The sequence below is a fragment of the Centipeda sp. (in: firmicutes) genome (assembly GCF_057271695.1).
Map to the genome: position 1 here is coordinate 1 of NZ_DBHIVL010000048.1, position 16,753 is coordinate 16,753.

Annotated in this window: 6 protein-coding genes and 1 pseudogene; 1 reads left to right on the forward strand and 6 read right to left on the reverse strand. The window is 59.9% G+C overall.

Annotation, left to right across the window (positions count from 1 at the left end; all coding sequences use genetic code 11):
- Positions 1-89 precede the first annotated feature (89 nt).
- The 3 genes from rpoC to ACO6BQ_RS08230 form a co-directional block, all read right to left on the reverse strand.
- Complete coding sequence (gene rpoC, locus ACO6BQ_RS08220) at positions 90-4,091, reverse strand: DNA-directed RNA polymerase subunit beta' (RefSeq protein WP_489120387.1); 4,002 nt, start codon at positions 4,089-4,091, stop codon at positions 90-92.
- Between the two features lie 45 nt (positions 4,092-4,136).
- Positions 4,137-7,880 carry a DNA-directed RNA polymerase subunit beta gene (gene rpoB / locus ACO6BQ_RS08225; protein WP_489120382.1) on the reverse strand — a complete coding sequence of 1,248 codons (3,744 nt, stop codon included), beginning with the start codon at positions 7,878-7,880 and terminating at the stop codon, positions 4,137-4,139.
- 323 nt (positions 7,881-8,203) lie between these two features.
- A complete protein-coding gene (locus tag ACO6BQ_RS08230; RefSeq protein ID WP_489120383.1) occupies positions 8,204-9,214 on the reverse strand; it encodes an SEC-C metal-binding domain-containing protein in 1,011 nt (336 codons plus the stop codon).
- 636 nt (positions 9,215-9,850) lie between these two features.
- Here ACO6BQ_RS08230 and ACO6BQ_RS08235 point away from each other — a divergent pair.
- Positions 9,851-10,591, forward strand: a complete 741-nt coding sequence (locus ACO6BQ_RS08235; RefSeq protein ID WP_489120384.1) for a hypothetical protein — start codon at positions 9,851-9,853, stop codon at positions 10,589-10,591.
- Between the two features lie 82 nt (positions 10,592-10,673).
- Here ACO6BQ_RS08235 and ACO6BQ_RS08240 read toward each other — a convergent pair whose 3' ends face one another.
- The 3 genes and pseudogenes from ACO6BQ_RS08240 to ACO6BQ_RS08250 form a co-directional block, all read right to left on the reverse strand.
- Positions 10,674-12,308: a ShlB/FhaC/HecB family hemolysin secretion/activation protein gene (locus tag ACO6BQ_RS08240; RefSeq protein ID WP_489120385.1), complete on the reverse strand. Its 1,635-nt coding sequence runs from the start codon at positions 12,306-12,308 to the stop codon at positions 10,674-10,676.
- Between the two features lie 49 nt (positions 12,309-12,357).
- Positions 12,358-16,482: a YDG domain-containing protein gene (locus ACO6BQ_RS08245; RefSeq protein ID WP_489120386.1), complete on the reverse strand. Its 4,125-nt coding sequence runs from the start codon at positions 16,480-16,482 to the stop codon at positions 12,358-12,360.
- Positions 16,479-16,753 (reverse strand): annotated as a pseudogene (locus ACO6BQ_RS08250) (hypothetical protein); the annotation flags it as partial. The gene ACO6BQ_RS08245 and the pseudogene ACO6BQ_RS08250, both read right to left, overlap by 4 nt.

The window sequence follows — 16,753 nt, forward strand, 5'->3', positions numbered from 1 at the left end:
TTCGGACGAAAAAATCTACGCCAATCTGAGGGTCTATTTTATCAGCGATTCCCTAGAGGATACCGCAGCAAAAATGAAATTGCAACAGCTCAGTTCGTCAGCTGTTCCAGCCGCGAGAGGTCGACCTCTTCGTGTACCTCTTCGACGATCTCTTCCACCTCAGCTGCTTTCATGACCTGCGGCGCAAAGTCCACAATCTCCAGGTTGCGGTAGCGGGTCATGCCCGTGCCTGCAGGGATGAGCTTGCCGATGATGACGTTCTCCTTGAGTCCGACGAGCGGATCGATCTTCCCCTTGATCGCAGCGTCGGTGAGGACGCGCGTGGTCTCCTGGAAGGATGCCGCCGAGAGGAAGGAGTCCGTCGCGAGCGATGCCTTCGTGATGCCGAGCAGAATTGGTTTCGCCACAGCGGGCTCGCCGTCCTCCTCAATGGCCTTCGTATTCGCCGCCTCGAACGCATTGATCTCGATGTATTCACCGGGCAGGAACTCTGTCGTGCCTGACTCCTCGATCTTGACCTTGTGCAGCATCTGCCGCACCATGACCTCGATGTGCTTATCGTTGATCTCAACGCCCTGCGACTTGTAGACCTTCTGCACCTCGTAGACGAGATACCGCTGGGTCGCCTGCAGGCCGCAGACGCGCAGGATGTCGTGCGGGTTGACCGAGCCCTCGGTGATCTTGTCGCCGATCTTCAGCGTCGCACCGTCGCGCACTGCCATGCGTGCGCCGAACGGTACGGAGTACTCGCGCCCTGCGCCGCCCTCGGGCGTGATCGTGACCGTGCGCATCCCCTTGCCGGTGTCGTCGATGGCGACAACGCCCTCGTTCTCGGCAATGATCGCATTGTGCTTGGGTTTGCGTGCCTCAAAGAGCTCCTCGACGCGCGGCAGCCCCTGTGTGATATCGTCGCCCGCGACGCCGCCCGAGTGGAACGTACGCATCGTGAGCTGTGTGCCCGGCTCGCCGATCGACTGCGCGGCGATGATACCGACCGCCTCGCCGATCTCGACCTCCGCCTGGTTGGCAAGGTCGCGGCCGTAGCACTTCATGCAGATGCCGAACTGCGACTTGCAGGTCAGCACGCTTCGGATGGAGACGTGTTTGCGCACGCCCTCGATGCGCTTTGCAAGAGCCTCGTCCACGGGATCGTTGATGTGCGCAATCGTCTCACCCGTCGCCTCGTCCACAATGTCCTCGGCGAGCACGCGACCGACAATGCGGTCGGCAAGCGACTCGATGACGCCCGTGCCCTCGGTGATTGCCTCGACCTCGATGCCGCGCACGTTGTTGTTGCGGATGTGGAGGTCATGCAGCTCCGAGTTGATGATGGCTTCCACCATCTTGTCCGTGAGAAGATCGCCCTCGGCGGCGAGTATTGTGCCGTCGTCCAGCACCGCCTCGCGCACGACTTCCTTGCCGCTGAGTTCGCGGACAATCGCCGTGCGCGCCTTTTTGCGCCTCTTCGCATCCGGCTCACCAAGCGTGATGCTCTCCGTGATCATCGCATTGCTGACAGCCCCCTCGACGCTCACGGAGGAGCCGCGCACCATGATCTCACGGATGTCGCGCTCGCCGATGGTCTCGAGAACCTCGTCGTCGAGGACGGTGTCCTGCGGATAGAGCACTTCCTTCGTCTCAGGGTCGTAGATCGCCGCCGCAAGAAGACGCCCCATCAGGCTCTCAACCAGCAGCTCGAGCGCGTCAAATGCAGACTCTGCAAGCCGCGCACGCACCTGCATGAGGTTGATTGCGGAGACATCGCAGTCCTCCTCGCGGACAATGACATCCTGTGCCACGTCGACGAGACGGCGCGTCAGATAGCCCGAGTCCGCCGTACGCAGTGCCGTATCGGCAAGACCCTTGCGTGCACCGTGCGAGGAGATGAAGTAGTCGGAAACGGTGAGTCCCTCGCGGAAGTTTGCCGTAATCGGCAGGTCGATGATCTTACCCGACGGGTCGGCCATCAGACCGCGCATCCCCGCGAGCTGACGCATCTGCTGCTTGTTGCCGCGTGCGCCCGAGTCCGCCATCATAAAGATGGGGTTGAATGAATCCATGTTGTCCATCATCGCGTCCGCGACATCGTCCGTCGCCTTCGTCCAGAGCTGGACAACCTTCTTGTAACGCTCGTCCTCCGTGATGAGACCGCGTCCGTACTGGCGCTCGACCTTGTTGACCTGCGCCTGCGTATCGGCGATGATCTCCTTCTTTTTCGGCGGAACGATGACATCGGAGACGGCGACCGTCATGCCCGCAATGCAGGCATAGTGGTAGCCGAGATTTTTCACATTGTCGATGACCTCGGCGGTCTTGGTCGCGCCGAAGTGATCGTAGCAGTTTGCAACGAGCTTGCCGAGCTCCTTCTTGTTCATGAGAACGCCGAGGCTCCACTCGCCCGTTGTCTCGTCCTGACGGTAGTGACGCAGTGCCTCGGGCAGGCTCTCACTGAAAATGAGACGGCCAAGGGAGGTACGGACCAGTCCGTAGTCCGCAATCTGCACGCGGATCTCCGCCTGCAGGTCGAGCACCTTCTCCTGATAGGCGAGGAGTGCCTCAGCGATGCCCGTAAACGCCTTCCCCTCGCCCCTCGCACCGGGACGTAGCTTTGTGAGGTAGTACGAGCCGAGCACCATGTCCTGTGAGGGCACGATGATGGGCTTTCCGTCCTTCGGTGCGAGGATGTGATTCGCCGCGAGCATGAGCACGCGCGCCTCGGTCTGCGCCTCTGCCGAGAGCGGCAGATGGATCGCCATCTGGTCGCCGTCAAAGTCCGCGTTGTACGCCGTACACGCGAGCGGATGCAGCTTCAGCGCACGCCCCTCGGTCAGTACCGGCTCGAACGCCTGAATGCCGAGACGATGCAGCGTCGGTGCGCGGTTGAGCAGCACGGGATGCTCCTTGATGACATCCTCAAGCACATCCCAGACCTCGGGACGCGCACGTTCGACCATCCGCTTTGCCGACTTGATGTTGTGCGCCGCGCCGTCCGCCTGGAGTTTCTTCATGACAAACGGCTTGAAGAGCTCGAGCGCCATCTCCTTCGGCAGACCGCACTGATGGAGTTTCAGCTCGGGGCCGACGACGATAACGGAGCGTCCCGAGTAGTCGACGCGCTTGCCGAGCAGGTTCTGACGGAAGCGTCCCTGCTTGCCCTTGAGCATATCCGAGAGCGACTTGAGGGCGCGGTTGCCGGGTCCCGTGACGGGACGGCCGCGGCGGCCGTTGTCGATGAGTGCATCCACCGCCTCCTGCAGCATGCGCTTCTCGTTGCGCACGATGATGTCGGGCGCACCGAGATCGAGCAAGCGGCGCAGACGGTTGTTGCGGTTGATGACACGGCGATAGAGATCGTTGAGGTCGGAGGTCGCGAAACGGCCGCCGTCGAGCTGCACCATTGGGCGCAGATCAGGCGGAATGACCGGCACGACATCCATAATCATCCACGAGGGCTTGTTGCCGGACTTGCGGAATGCCTCCACCACCTCAAGGCGGCGGATCGCACGCACCTTCTTCTGTCCGGAGGTCGTCCGCACGTCACTCCTGAGCTGTTCGCTCATCTTTTCGAGATCGAGCTCCTCGAGCAGTGCCTTGATCGCCTCCGCGCCCATGCCGACGCGGAACGTATTGCCATACTTTTCGAGCGCATCGTGATACTCACGCTCGGAGAGCAGTTCCTTTTTCTTGAGATCCGTCTCACCCGCATCAATGACGATGTAGTAGGCGAAATAGAGGACTTTCTCGAGCGAACGCGGGGATACATCGAGGATGAGCCCCATGCGGCTCGGAATGCCCTTGAAGTACCAGATGTGCGACACGGGCGCAGCGAGTTCGATGTGTCCCATGCGCTCACGGCGCACCTTCGCGCGTGTCACCTCGACACCGCAGCGGTCGCAGACGACACCCTTGTAGCGGATGCGCTTGTACTTGCCGCAGTGGCACTCCCAATCGCGCGTCGGGCCAAAGATCCGCTCGCAGAACAGTCCGTCACGCTCGGGTTTGAGCGTTCGGTAGTTGATGGTCTCAGGCTTCTTTACCTCGCCGTGCGACCACTCACGAATTTTATCGGGGGAAGCGAGTCCAATCCGCATTGAATCAAAATTGTTTACATCCAGCAATCGATGTCACTCCCTTCCTTAAAGATCATCCTCATTCGGCTCGTCAATACCGTCGAACCCGCCCCGCATCAGGGAATCCATATCATCGACCGCCTCTTCGCCGCTGCCGATGTGCGCGATGATGTCGTCATCGGAAACCTCCTCATCGCCGCTCTCCTCCTCGTCGTAGGTGTCTGCGGGCGGTGGAGGCGGAGTCCCCGTCTCATCGACGCCCTCCACATCCAGTTCGAGCGCACGAGCCTTCTCCCCGATGTCCTCGTCCTCCTCGTCGCGGATCGCGATTTCCTTCGCGTCCTCGTTGAGCACCTTGATATCGAGACCGATCGCCTGCAGCTCCTTGATGAGCACCTTGAACGACTCTGGAACGCCCGGCTCGGGGATATTGTCCCCCTTGACGATGGACTCGTATGCCTTGACACGCCCGACCACGTCGTCGGACTTCACCGTCAGGATCTCCTGCAGTGTGTATGCCGCGCCGTATGCCTCGAGTGCCCAGACCTCCATCTCGCCGAAACGCTGTCCACCGAACTGCGCCTTGCCGCCGAGCGGCTGCTGCGTGACGAGCGAGTACGGTCCTGTGGAGCGCGCGTGAATCTTGTCGTCAACGAGGTGATGCAGTTTCAGCATATAGACGCAGCCGACCGTAACGCGGTTCTCGAACGGCTCGCCCGTGCGGCCGTCATAGAGCACCGTCTTGCCGTCGTCGGGCAGCCCCGCCGCGCGAATCGTGCCGAATACATCGTCGTCACCTGCGCCGTCAAAGACAGGTGTGGCGATGTGAATGCCCGCCACGTCGGGAACAGGCATCCCGTTTGTATCAAAATTGTAACCCGCCGCACGGAGGTCGCCCTCCACCGTCGGGTCGCCCTCCTTGATGCGCTGACCGAGCACACGGCACGCCATACCGAGATGCGTCTCGAGCACCTGCCCGATGTTCATACGCGACGGAACGCCGAGCGGGTTCAGCACGATGTCGACGGGTGTACCGTCCGGCAGGAAGGGCATATCCTCCTGACGCATGATCCGCGAGACAACGCCCTTGTTGCCGTGGCGGCCGGACATCTTGTCGCCGACCGAGATCTTGCGCTTCTGCGCGATATAGACACGCACGAGGCGGTTCACCCCGGGCGGCAGTTCGTCGTTGTTCTCACGGGTAAAGATCTTCACGTCGATGATCTTGCCCGCCTCGCCGTGCGGCACGCGCAGCGAGGTATCGCGCACCTCACGCGCCTTCTCGCCGAAGATCGCACGCAGGAGACGCTCCTCCGCCGTCAGCTCCGTCTCGCCCTTCGGCGTGACCTTGCCGACGAGGATGTCGCCGGGACGCACGTCCGCACCGATGGAGACGATGCCCTCCTCGTCGAGATCCTTGAGCGCATCCTCCGCAACGTTCGGGATGTCGCGCGTGATCTCCTCGGGACCGAGCTTCGTGTCTCGTGCATCGCACTCGTATTCCTCGATGTGGATCGAGGTGTAGAGGTCGCGCTTGACGAGGTTCTCACTGAGGAGAATCGCGTCCTCGTAGTTGTAGCCCTCCCACGGCATATAGGCAACGACAATGTTGTAGCCGAGTGCAAGTTCGCCGTTGTCCGTCGACGGACCGTCGGCGATGGGCTGTCCCTCCGCCACGCGGTCACCCACATAGACAAGCGGCTTCTGATTGATGCAGGTTGCCTGGTTCGAGCGGACAAATTTCTGCAATTTATAGTTGTCGAACGCACCTTCATCCGTGCGGACGGTGATCGTATTCGCCGTAACTTCCGTGACCTCGCCGCTGTGCTTGGCGAGCACCATGACACCCGAGTCGCACGCGGCCTTGTACTCCATGCCCGTGCCGACGAGCGGTGCCTGCGTCTTGAGGAGAGGTACCGCCTGACGCTGCATGTTTGCGCCCATGAGCGCACGGTTCGCATCGTCGTTCTCAAGGAACGGGATCATTGCCGTTGCAATCGAGAACACCTGACGCGGCGACACGTCCATATAGTCGACGCGGTCGCGGTGGTGCAGCCCCGTCTCCTCGTGGAAACGCGCCGTGACGCGCTCGTTGACGAAGAACTCGCTGTCATCGAGCGGCTCGTTCGCCTGCGCGATGATGAGCTCGTCCTCCTCGTCCGCCGTCAGATAGCGCACATCCTCCGTCACGCGACGGTTCTCCTTGTCCACGCGGCGGTATGGGGTCTCCATAAAGCCGAACCGGTTCACGCGCGCATAGTTTGCGAGAGAACCGATGAGACCGATGTTCGGACCTTCGGGGGACTCGACGGGGCACATGCGCCCGTAGTGGGAGTTGTGCACGTCGCGCACCTCGAAGCCCGCACGCTCGCGCGAGAGGCCGCCGGGACCGAGTGCCGAGAGACGGCGCTTGTGCGTCAGCTCCGAAAGCGGGTTGTGCTGATCCATAAACTGTGAGAGCTGCGAGGAGCCAAAGAACTCCTTCACCGCCGCCACAACAGGGCGAATGTTGATGAGCCCCTGCGGGGTGATGCTCTCCGTCTCCTGGATCGACATGCGCTCGCGCACGACGCGCTCCATGCGCGAAAGGCCGATGCGGAACTGGTTCTGCAGCAGCTCTCCGACTGCACGCACACGGCGGTTGCCGAGGTGGTCGATATCGTCCGTATTGCCGAATCCGTCCATGAGGCCGAGCAGGTAGCTGATCGCCGCCATGACATCCTCGCGCGTCACCGTGCGGAACTGATAGTCACGCGTCGGCGCGCAGAGCATGCGGTACACATCGCCGTCGGCTTTCTGCACGTCAAAGCTGACGATTTCGCCCTCGCCAAAGAGTGCCGCCTCACGCTCCGCGTTCACGGCATCCACCATGTCCTGCGTGATCGGCTCGCCCTGCGGGAACACGATCTCACCCGTTTCCTTGTCAACGACAGGATGGGCAAGCACCTTGCCGAGGAGACGGCGACGCCAGCCGAGTTTTTTTGTCAGTTTATAGCGACCGACCGTCGCCAGATCATAGCGGCGCGGGTCAAAGAACAGCGTCTCGAGCAGCGTCCGCGCATTGTCCTCGTTCGCGGGCTCACCGGGGCGCAGGCGGCGGTAGATCTCAATGACCGCCTTGCTGCGCGTCTTGACCTCGTCCGTGTCGCGCTCAATCGTCGCGAGGATACGCGGATCGTCACCGAAGAGCTCGCGGATCTCCGCATCCGTCTCGTAGCCGAGTGCGCGGATGAGGTAGGTCACAGGCATCTTGCGCGTGCGGTCAATGCGCACGGACACAATGTCGTTCGCATCCGTCTCCAGCTCGATCCATGCGCCGCGGTTCGGAATCATCGTCGCGTTGTAGAGCTCCTTGCCCGACGTATCGATCTCGACACCGTAGTAGGCGCCGGGCGAGCGAACGAGCTGGCTGACGATGACGCGCTCCGCGCCGTTGATGATGAACGTGCCCGTATCCGTCATGAGCGGGAAATCGCCCATGAAGACCTCCTGCTCCTTGATCTCGCCCGTCTCGCGGTTCACGAGACGCACGTTCACGCGCAGGGGCGCGGCATAGGTCACGTCGCGTTCCTTGCACTCGTCGAGATCGTACTTCGGCTCACCGAGCGCAAATGATTCAAACGAAAGGATCAGATTCCCCGAGAAATCCTGAATAGGCGAGATGTCGCGGAAAATCTCCGCGAGTCCCACCTCAAGAAACCACTGATAGCTCGTGCGCTGGATGTCGAGGAGATGCGGCATCTCCATAACTTCCTTGATACGCGCGTAGCTGTACCTGGTGCGACGGCCGACCGACACAGGATTGAACATGAACGCTGTCACCCTTTCGCTGGATATCGTTGATGGAGTTCGTGCACCGACGTAATTGCAAAGACACAAAAAGAACAAGGCAACCATCTGAATACCTTGCTCTGTTGTCCCTTTCTAACACGAGCCGTGAAGTCTACAGGAGACTGATACGCTTTTCCGCAATCGGACAGACTGCACGAATCAGCGCGTCCCCTCATCCTCCCCGAAAAAAGGCGCACAAATCCCCATTCTCACTCAATAGGTCATTATATAATACTACTTCTCAATTCTCGTGTCAAGGGGTGTTTTTCGTTTTGTGAAATTTTCTTGCACCAATGCGCACATCACTTGCCGCAGCACTTTTTATACTTCTTCTCGCTGCCGCAGGGGCAGGGCTCGTTGCGCCCGACTTTCTCCTTCTTTTTCAACGCTTCAAGCTCCGCTGCAACCGCATCGAGTTCCGCCAAAAAAGCTTTGCGTACATTCTCATGCGGAAGATCCACCGTGAGGAACTCTTGCCGCAAATCCTCCACAGTCATAGCGCCGCTGGCAAGCATCGCACGCATCTGCGGCCCGATGGATGCCGTCTGCGGCTGCTCGTAGTAGTCCGCCGGCCGCATCGCTGCAAGTTCATGCGGCGTATATCCACGATTTGCAAAGAGACGGGTATTGTTCACACAGTCCATATAGAGCTCCGCAAAGTACTCGACATCGTTCTCGTTCATCACATGGATTCCCAGATCATCCATGAAGCTGACCAGACTGTTCGTATCGACATCAATGCGAAGCATATCAAAAATATCATAAAGGACGTGCCTGCGCTCAGCCGCCGACCAGTCGGATGGCATACGAGCTCTGAGGAAATCAGAGAACGCTTTTTGCTGCGGCGTCTGCTCAATGTCAAGCAGACGATCATAGGCGAGCAGTGCCTCTTTGCTCTCCGGCAAGTAAAGGGGTTTATCTGCCTGATTCCTCAGGGTTGCATGATAGCGGTCATCCTCCGAGTCAAACAGCAGCAGATGGATGATCTCACGGTCGAGCGGATTACTCACAGGCGCATCAATATAGAGCTCCTCGAGCCCCAAAATCCAGTACTCCTCGCACTCGTGGCGCGCAATCTCCGCAAAGGCAAGAAACTCCTCGTCCGTCAGCGGCGTGCGCGGGCTAAAATGCCGAATGACCGCAAGTGCTTCGCGCAGCGTGATAATGCCGTAGAGATTTGCCATCGCATTAAAATACTTCCGCAGCAAACGCGACTTGTTGTCCGTGAGAGGGATCGCACGATACAGCGTATTCAAATGCCGACGATCATATATCTCGGGAAAGAGCATCTTCGGCTCATCATCGTGTGCCATGAGGTATCCTCCTCTTTTCTCGACAATAAATATTGTGCTATACTGTTCATGCTACTCTCCCCGACACTCAAGTAGCAGAGGGGGTGATGTCATGTCAGCCCGTGTTTTCGTGCAGGCCGTCGCGGCAAGTGTAGTAGCCTACTACATCTGCAAGTGGTTAGATGCCTGCCTTCGTTGAGTAGCTAGCCCAAGGTGAGCACGCCCCATAAATGTGCGAGAAGCCCTCGTGAAGAATCTCCACTTCTTCACGAGGGCTTCATCGTTTGTGACGTCTGTGTCAGTCCGTGTTCGCCTACGCATAGTATAGCACAGCATATTTCAAATTTCAAGACGCGAACCTCACGCAATATCCCCGCCGACGCAGACCGTTCTCGTGCCGATCTGCCCGATGTGAACGGGCAGTCCGTAGAGTGCGCTCATGCCCGCCTCGGCAATGACCTCTGCCGCCGCACCGTGCTTCCAGAGGGCCTTAAGGAAGCACTGATAAATTCAGCCACGCCATCTTAGCGCATCTTTTGCCCGCTCAATGCCTGCAAATCCTCCACAGCCCCTGTCAATCGTCCATCTTGCAAAATCAAACAGGCTCATGTAAAATATAATGGAATTGGTATCATTTGAATTTATAGGAGGTATCTTATGTTTCTGACACGATGCACACGCACGATGCGCACCGTCCTCGCGGCAGCGATGTTCGGCGTACTCGCACTCACGAGCGGCTGCTTCAGCGGCGATGTGAACGTCGTCATCAACGAGGACGGCAGTGCTGACCTCAAGACGACGCTCGTCAGCGTGCCCATGCTCGCCGAGATTGTCGAGCAGAGCAAGGCGGCGACGACGGCGAAGAATCCGGACGCGCAGGTTACGCCTGTGACGAAGGAGAACATGTCGGGCTACGAGATTACGGAGCACTACGCCACGATCGACAAGCTGTCGGAAAATGACTTCTTCAAGGCGAACGAGGGCAAGAACACGGGCATCACCGCGAACAAGAGCCTGTTCTACACGGACTACAACTTCGACCTGCTCTTTGAGGGCAGCCAGAACGGCGGCGGCGCAGGCGCATTCGCGAGCAACATCACGTTTACCTATCAGATGACGCTGCCCGTCGCACCCACGAGCTCGAACGCCGACCGCTCGGAGAACGACGGCAAGCAGCTCACATGGAACCTCGGCAAGACGCTCGTGACGGGTGAGTCGTCGAAGATCGAGGTCGCGTTCCGCCTCTGGAACAAGACGGCAATCATCGGCACGATCGTTGTTGTCATCGTCCTCATCGGCGCAGGCGCATTCTTCTTCCTTCGCAAGCGCAAGCCCGAGGAGGAGCAGCAGGTACTCGAGGATGCACCCATCGACATCACACCGAACGATAAGAACTAAAGAGATGCAAATAAAAACGAGGAGTCCTTGCATGTGCAGGGATTCCTCGTTTTTGTGTAAGGCACGGTATGAGAAAAGTGCTCTACCACACTTTGCCGATCATGAACCAGAGACGGTTCTTTGCCTTTGCCTCCTCGCTCGCGTTCCGCGCAAGGCCGATGCGCCGCGCCCAATCGAGCCGCAGGAAGTAGTCGCCGGGGCGGCTGTAGGATACGCCGATGCCCCAGCCGCTGAGTGTCGTGCCGCCATCCACGCCGTCATGCGCGTATACCACATGCCCCGTGTCATAGTAGGTGCTGAGATCGAGATGCGGGATGCCCGTCCGATAGACCAGCTCCGCACTCGCAAGATAGCCGCTGTCGCCCGAGCCCTCGCCCTGCGGGTAGGCGCGCACGCCATTTGCCCCACCGAGGTAGATCTCCTCGGAGCTGTCGAGGTTGTCCCCCGCCGCCTGGAACTGTGTCTTGAGGTTCAGATGGAAACGTCCGCCGAGTTCCTGCCGCACGCCGAGATTCAGCACGCCCTTGGTAAAGCTGCCCTCTGTCCCCGCACGCCGCATCTGCCCCTCTGCCATCGCCGAGTCGGACGCAATCGTGCCATGATAGGCGGTGAGGTCGTAGGTCAGACGCGTGCGCGGGCGGACCATCTCGCCGCGTACGCCGATATGCGCGGCATTGCTGTGCTTTTCGAGGGTCATGCCGACGTTCTTGTCCTCGAGTTTGCGGTAGTCCCATCCATAGGTGAGACTCAGGGTATCACGCGACGTGCGCAGGAGCGGCGATGTGCCAAAGAGGCTCACGGTGTCGGCGTGTCCTGCTGCGCCAAGGCGGCGAAATGCGCCCGAAAGCTCGTAGTCCATGCGGCTGACACCGAGACCGAGCACGGTGCCATCCACGCCGATGGGTCGGGTATAGTTGATGCTGTAGTTCCGGAGGTCTTCGTTCGAGAGCGTCGCGGCAAGGCTCAGACGATCGCCGCTGCGGGTGATGTTCGACAGGCTCGCCTGCACGCCGTAGCGGTAGCGTCCCGAGGACTTGCTGCCGTAGTTCTCACTGTAGAGGACGAAGCTCTGTCGCTTCCCATCGCGCACGCGGATGGTGAGGTCGCTCGTACCGAAGTCTGCGCCGGGCGAGAGCAGTCCCGCCGCTTCGATGCCGCCGAGGGCGGCGATGTTATACAGTGCCTTTTCAAGCCGTCGTCCCTCGATGGGTGCGCCCGTATGGAGCGCGTGGGCGAGGCGGCGAAGCTGTCCGTCCTCGATGGCGGTACGATTGTCAATCGTGATTTTCCCATAGCGTCCCGCGAGGATGCGGATCGTGAGTGCGCCGTCCGCATTCGTCTGCGGCGGGAGGTAGGCGGCAGCGGCGGGATAGCCGTGACTGCGTGCGTAGGCGGTGAGGTCACCGAGGAGCGTATTCAGCTCCGCTGTGGAGATGGTGCGCTCCGTATATCCTGCCGCTTTGCGGTTCAGATCGTCCGCATTCAGCTGTGTGCCGTCCTGCTCGATATCGATGCGCGAAAGGCGGAAGGCTGCCGCCGCACTGCCGCCGCCTACGGTCGGCAGGCTGCTTTCAAGTGCGTTTTCTTGTACCTTTTCGGGCAGATGCGCATCGGACTGCGGCAAATTCGTCGCTGCAAAGGCTGTGCTCGGCAGCAGAAACACCGCCGCAAGGGGCAGCGCAAGCTTGATGCGTGCGTGTTTTTCTTTTATCTTCAACGGAAAGACTCCTTTTCACAAAGATGTAACGAAACACGGATATGCGCCATCAAAGACGCAAGCCCTGAATTTCGAAGGCACGTTCCGCATCGAAGCGATAGATGCCGAGCGTTGCCGTGGGGATGGGACGCGGCAAGCCGAATACATAGACCTCCTGCCCGAAGCCCAGATCAAAGCGCGGTGCGGCATCCTGCACGAGTGCGGCAAGGACGCCGCCTGCAAGGGGCGCGGCGATGCTAAATGCACGCGCATTGCCCGCCGCCTGCCCAATGCGGTAGTTGCCGAGCACGCCGTCGCTCGTGCTGCCGATGCGTCCCATGATGCCGTAACTTCCCGGCGTATCGGTATTCGTCAGCGTCGTGCCAAATGTGATGCCGTCCGTACCGAATACGGATGCGTCTTCACCGTCGGCGAAGCCTTCCGCACGTCCCGTGAAGGAGGGCAGCGGCGCGCCCTGCACGATACTCTGCGGCGCGGCGGTGAGCGTCAGCGTGCGCGGCGTGATTTTTCCTGTGCCCGTGAGCGTCGCCGTATTCAGACGATAGTTGCCCGCGCCCGCACCCGTGAGGGTCAGCCCCGTGTAGTTTACCGCGTGTGTGCCGACGTTCTTGTCCGCATAGCTGCCCGTGCCCGTGCTCGTGACCGTGATGCCCGCGCCCTCTCCATCCGCAAAGTTCGAGAGGGTATAGTTCTCGCCCTTTTTCAACGCGTCGCCCGCATTCCGCGTGCCGTCGTATACCTTGTCAAAGGTCTGCCCCGCCACCATGCCGAGCGTCAGTGTGCGCTGTGAGATCGTACCTGTGCCCGTGAGCGTGGTCTTGTTCAGCGTGTAGTTGCCCGCGCCCGTACCCGTGAGCGTCAGCCCGCCAAAGGTCACGGCTTTGTCTGCGGCGGCATTCTTGTCCGTGTATGTGCCTGTGGAGAAAGCGAGTTCGATGCCCGTGCCCTCACCCGTGATAAAATTCGTGAGGGTATAGTTCGTCCCCTTTGTGAGCGACTGGTCGACCCTGTTGTTTCCATCGTAGGTCTTGTCAAAGCGCGTGCCGCTCGCGAGTGCGAGATTCAGCTGCTTCGCCGTGATCCTGCCCGCGCCCTCTGCGGTCGTGGCGACGGTATAGTTCCCCGCGCCTATGCCTTGGAGCGCAAGCCCTGTATAGCCCACCTTGTTTGCCGTCCTGACATCCTTGCTGTTGTACGCCGCGCCCGTGGCGGTCGCGGTCACGCTGCTTTCCTCGCCCGCGACGACATTATTCAGCCCCGCGTGGAACTGCGATGCGTCTGCCGAGGTCGTGCCGTCGTAGATCTTACTCTGCGCCGCGACGGTATCAACGGTCAGCGCACGCCGCGTGATGCTGCCCGCGCCCTGTGCCGTGGTCGCGGCAAGCGTGTAGTTCCCCGCCTCCGCACCTGCGAGGGCAACGCCCGTATAGTTGACGGTATTTGCCGCAGCGACGTTCTTGTTGTTGTAGGTCGCGCCGCCGGCGGTCGCCGTTACGCTACCCTCCTCGCCCGCGACGACATTATTCAGCCCCGCGTGGAACTGCGATGCGTCTGCGGCGGTCGTGCCGTCGTAGGTCTTCGTCTGCGCCGCGACTGCGCCGAGGGTCAGCGCACGCCGCATGATCGTGCCGATGCCCGTGAGCGTGGTCTTGTCGAGCGTGTAGTTGCCCGCGCCCGTGCCCGCGAGCGTCAGTCCGTTAAACGTGACAGCTTTGTTTGCGGCGGCATTCTTGTCCGTGTATGTGCCTGTGGAGGAAGCAAGCGAAATGCCATTGCCCTCGCCCGTGACAAAGCCTGTGAGGGTATAGTTCCCGCCCTTCGTGAGTGACTGCGTGACGTTTGCATTGCCGTCGTAGGTCTTGTCAAAGCGCGTGCCGCCCACGAGGTCGAGCGTCAGAGCCTTCGGCGTGATTGTCCCCACGCCCCGTGCCTTTTTGACGGTATAGTTCTTCGCACCCGTGCCCGTGAGCGCGAGATTTTGGAACGTCACTTCCTTATCCCTGCCGGCGTTCTTGCCCGCATACTTGCCCGTGACACCACCCGCCAGTTCGACATCTGAGCCCTCGCTGCCGACAAAGCCCTCGAGATTATAGTGCAGCCCATTCGTGAGCGTCTGTGTGACGGTATCGCGCCCCCCGTCATAGGTCTTGTCAAAGCGCATGTCGTTCTTAAAGTCGAGCGTCAGCTCCTTCGGCACAACCTTGTACGCGCCGCCGACGATGTCATACTGCTCGCTGTAGGCATAATATGTGCCGACGTTTTTCTCTGCATCGAGGGAAATATGGTCGCCGCCCGCAATCGTCGGAGCCGTGCCGTCGTAGACCTTCTCGCGGTTTGCAAGAGTCTTCCCCTTGAGGAATGCCTTGAGCAGCGGCATGGTCTTGCCGTCGTAGATGCGCCACGGCGTCCTCTTGCCGCCCTCGGTGGCAACGACGGCGTTGTTCCCGTCCTTCCACTCCTTATACGTCTCCGCCAGCTTCATCTGCGCCTCGTCGCACTTTTGGATATCATCGAACGCTGTACTATTTCCCGTCGTTTGGCCGACACTTTCCTGGATAAGAGCACCGCTCCCGTTCTTTACACTGCCCTCCTTCCATACGGCATGGCTGAGCGTGGCATCGGTCAAAAGTCCCACAACGCCGCCGACTTGCGAATCCGTCTGTCCCGTTCTTTGCTCCACGTCTCCCGTCTGCACGGCGTTCCGAACGCTGCTCTCCTCTACCGAGCCCGCAATGCCGCCGAGCATCTCATTTCCTAAGACCTTGCCCGCATTTCGGACGTTCTGAACGGTGGAGTTGCCAAGCGCATATCCCACAATGCCGCCGACAGCCTTCTTCCCTTCGACTTTGCCCTCATGGTAGGCGTTCTCAATGGTACTTTGGTTTAGCGTTCCCACAATGCCGCCGACCACGTTATCGGTATTGTCTCCACGAACCTCTCCGCTGAAGGAGACGTTCCGTATGGTAGAATGTTCTGCAACTCCCACAATGCCGCCGACATCCTTCGCTCCCGACACGGAGGCACCCTTCAGGGAGACATTCTCGACGAGCGCGTGCTCCTCGATGTATGCGAACATCCCGCGAGAATACCTCCCGACAGTATCGTTCGGTGCCGGTGGCTTAATGGTAAGCCCCGTGATCGTGTGCCCTACGCCGTCAAATCGTCCCGTAAAGGACCCCATGCTATTATCAGAATTGCCAATCGGCTGAAATCCCTCGTTCCAGTCCTTTGTCTCGCTTGCGTCGATGTCATTCGCGAGCATATATCTGCCGATAATCTTCTTATTCGACCCGGTAATCGCTGCATTCACCCGATTCGCGTCCATATTCTGGAGATCGTAGACGTTATGCACGAGCATATAGTCATAGTCCCTATGCGCCGTGCCACTGAGGTTCTGGACAACCCATGTGCGCGATGTTGCAGATGCGGCATGATGCACGACATTCGTGCTCGCATAGTCGGAGACCTGCTGCGAGCCTGATGTAAAGTTCCTCGCTACTTTATTGCCGACATCATAGCCGATGTGCGGCGCATCCTCGCTGCGGATGGTGACGGCGCCGCCCTCGAGCGTCCCAGTGCCCGCTACGTTCTTCACATCATCCGTGTTGAGGACTTTGACGTTCTTGCCCTCGATGTAGAGTTTGCTCGCCTTTACCGTGCCAAGGTTCAGCACGTCGCCCGTCTGTGCAGACGCGGAGAGTGGGCTTGTGCCGTTCCATGATGTCCCCGCCGCGGCTGCGACCGTGTCGATGTTCGCCGTCGAGAGGTAGAGTGCACCCGTATTGACCTCAGAGCCCTCGGCGAAGAGGATGCCGTGCGGGTTGACGAGGTAGACGTTCCTGCCGCCCTCGATCGTGCCGTAGATGTTCGACGCACCCTCGCCCGTGACGAGGTTCAGATAGTCGCGCGTCTGGCTGCCGCCGTCGAAGCGCACCTTCTCGCCCGAGTCGATGGAGAAGTCCTCCCAGCGGAGGATATTGTGCTCCGTCTTGCCCGTGATGTCCATGTCTGTGTCGTTCGTTCTAATCGTCGCCGCGTCCGCGTTCGTCGCTGCGTTCGCGCCCTCGATGGGCAGCGCATACGCCGTCTGCGCGGCAAAGGGGGCGGCGACGATGCCTGCAACAAGCGCACAGAGGATGGTGCGGCGCAGCTGTTTGTTCGATACTGTTTTCATATTGCTTCGTCCTTTCGTTTCTGTAACAATGCTTCGATTTGTGCAAGGTGCTGACGGATTTCGGCTTCGATTTCATCGGCATCGCGCACCTCGGGCGGTGCATTCTCCGCCGCCTTCGCCGCCTGCTTTTCCTTGACCGCTGCGGAGATGGTGCCGACCGCCTCGACCACGATGCCGACCATGACGTTCAGCAGGGTAATGACGGTAAGGAGGATAAAGGAAGCACTGATAAATTCAGCCACGCCATCTTGACGCATCTTTTTTGCCCGAA

Coding starts and splice junctions, on each gene's coding strand:
- rpoC (WP_489120387.1), bottom strand. CDS start 4,091: ATGCGGATTGGACTCGCTTCCCCCGATAAAATTCGTGAGTGGTCGCAC.
- rpoB (WP_489120382.1), bottom strand. CDS start 7,880: ATGTTCAATCCTGTGTCGGTCGGCCGTCGCACCAGGTACAGCTACGCG.
- ACO6BQ_RS08230 (WP_489120383.1), bottom strand. CDS start 9,214: ATGGCACACGATGATGAGCCGAAGATGCTCTTTCCCGAGATATATGAT.
- ACO6BQ_RS08235 (WP_489120384.1), top strand. CDS start 9,851: ATGTTTCTGACACGATGCACACGCACGATGCGCACCGTCCTCGCGGCA.
- ACO6BQ_RS08245 (WP_489120386.1), bottom strand. CDS start 16,482: ATGAAAACAGTATCGAACAAACAGCTGCGCCGCACCATCCTCTGTGCG.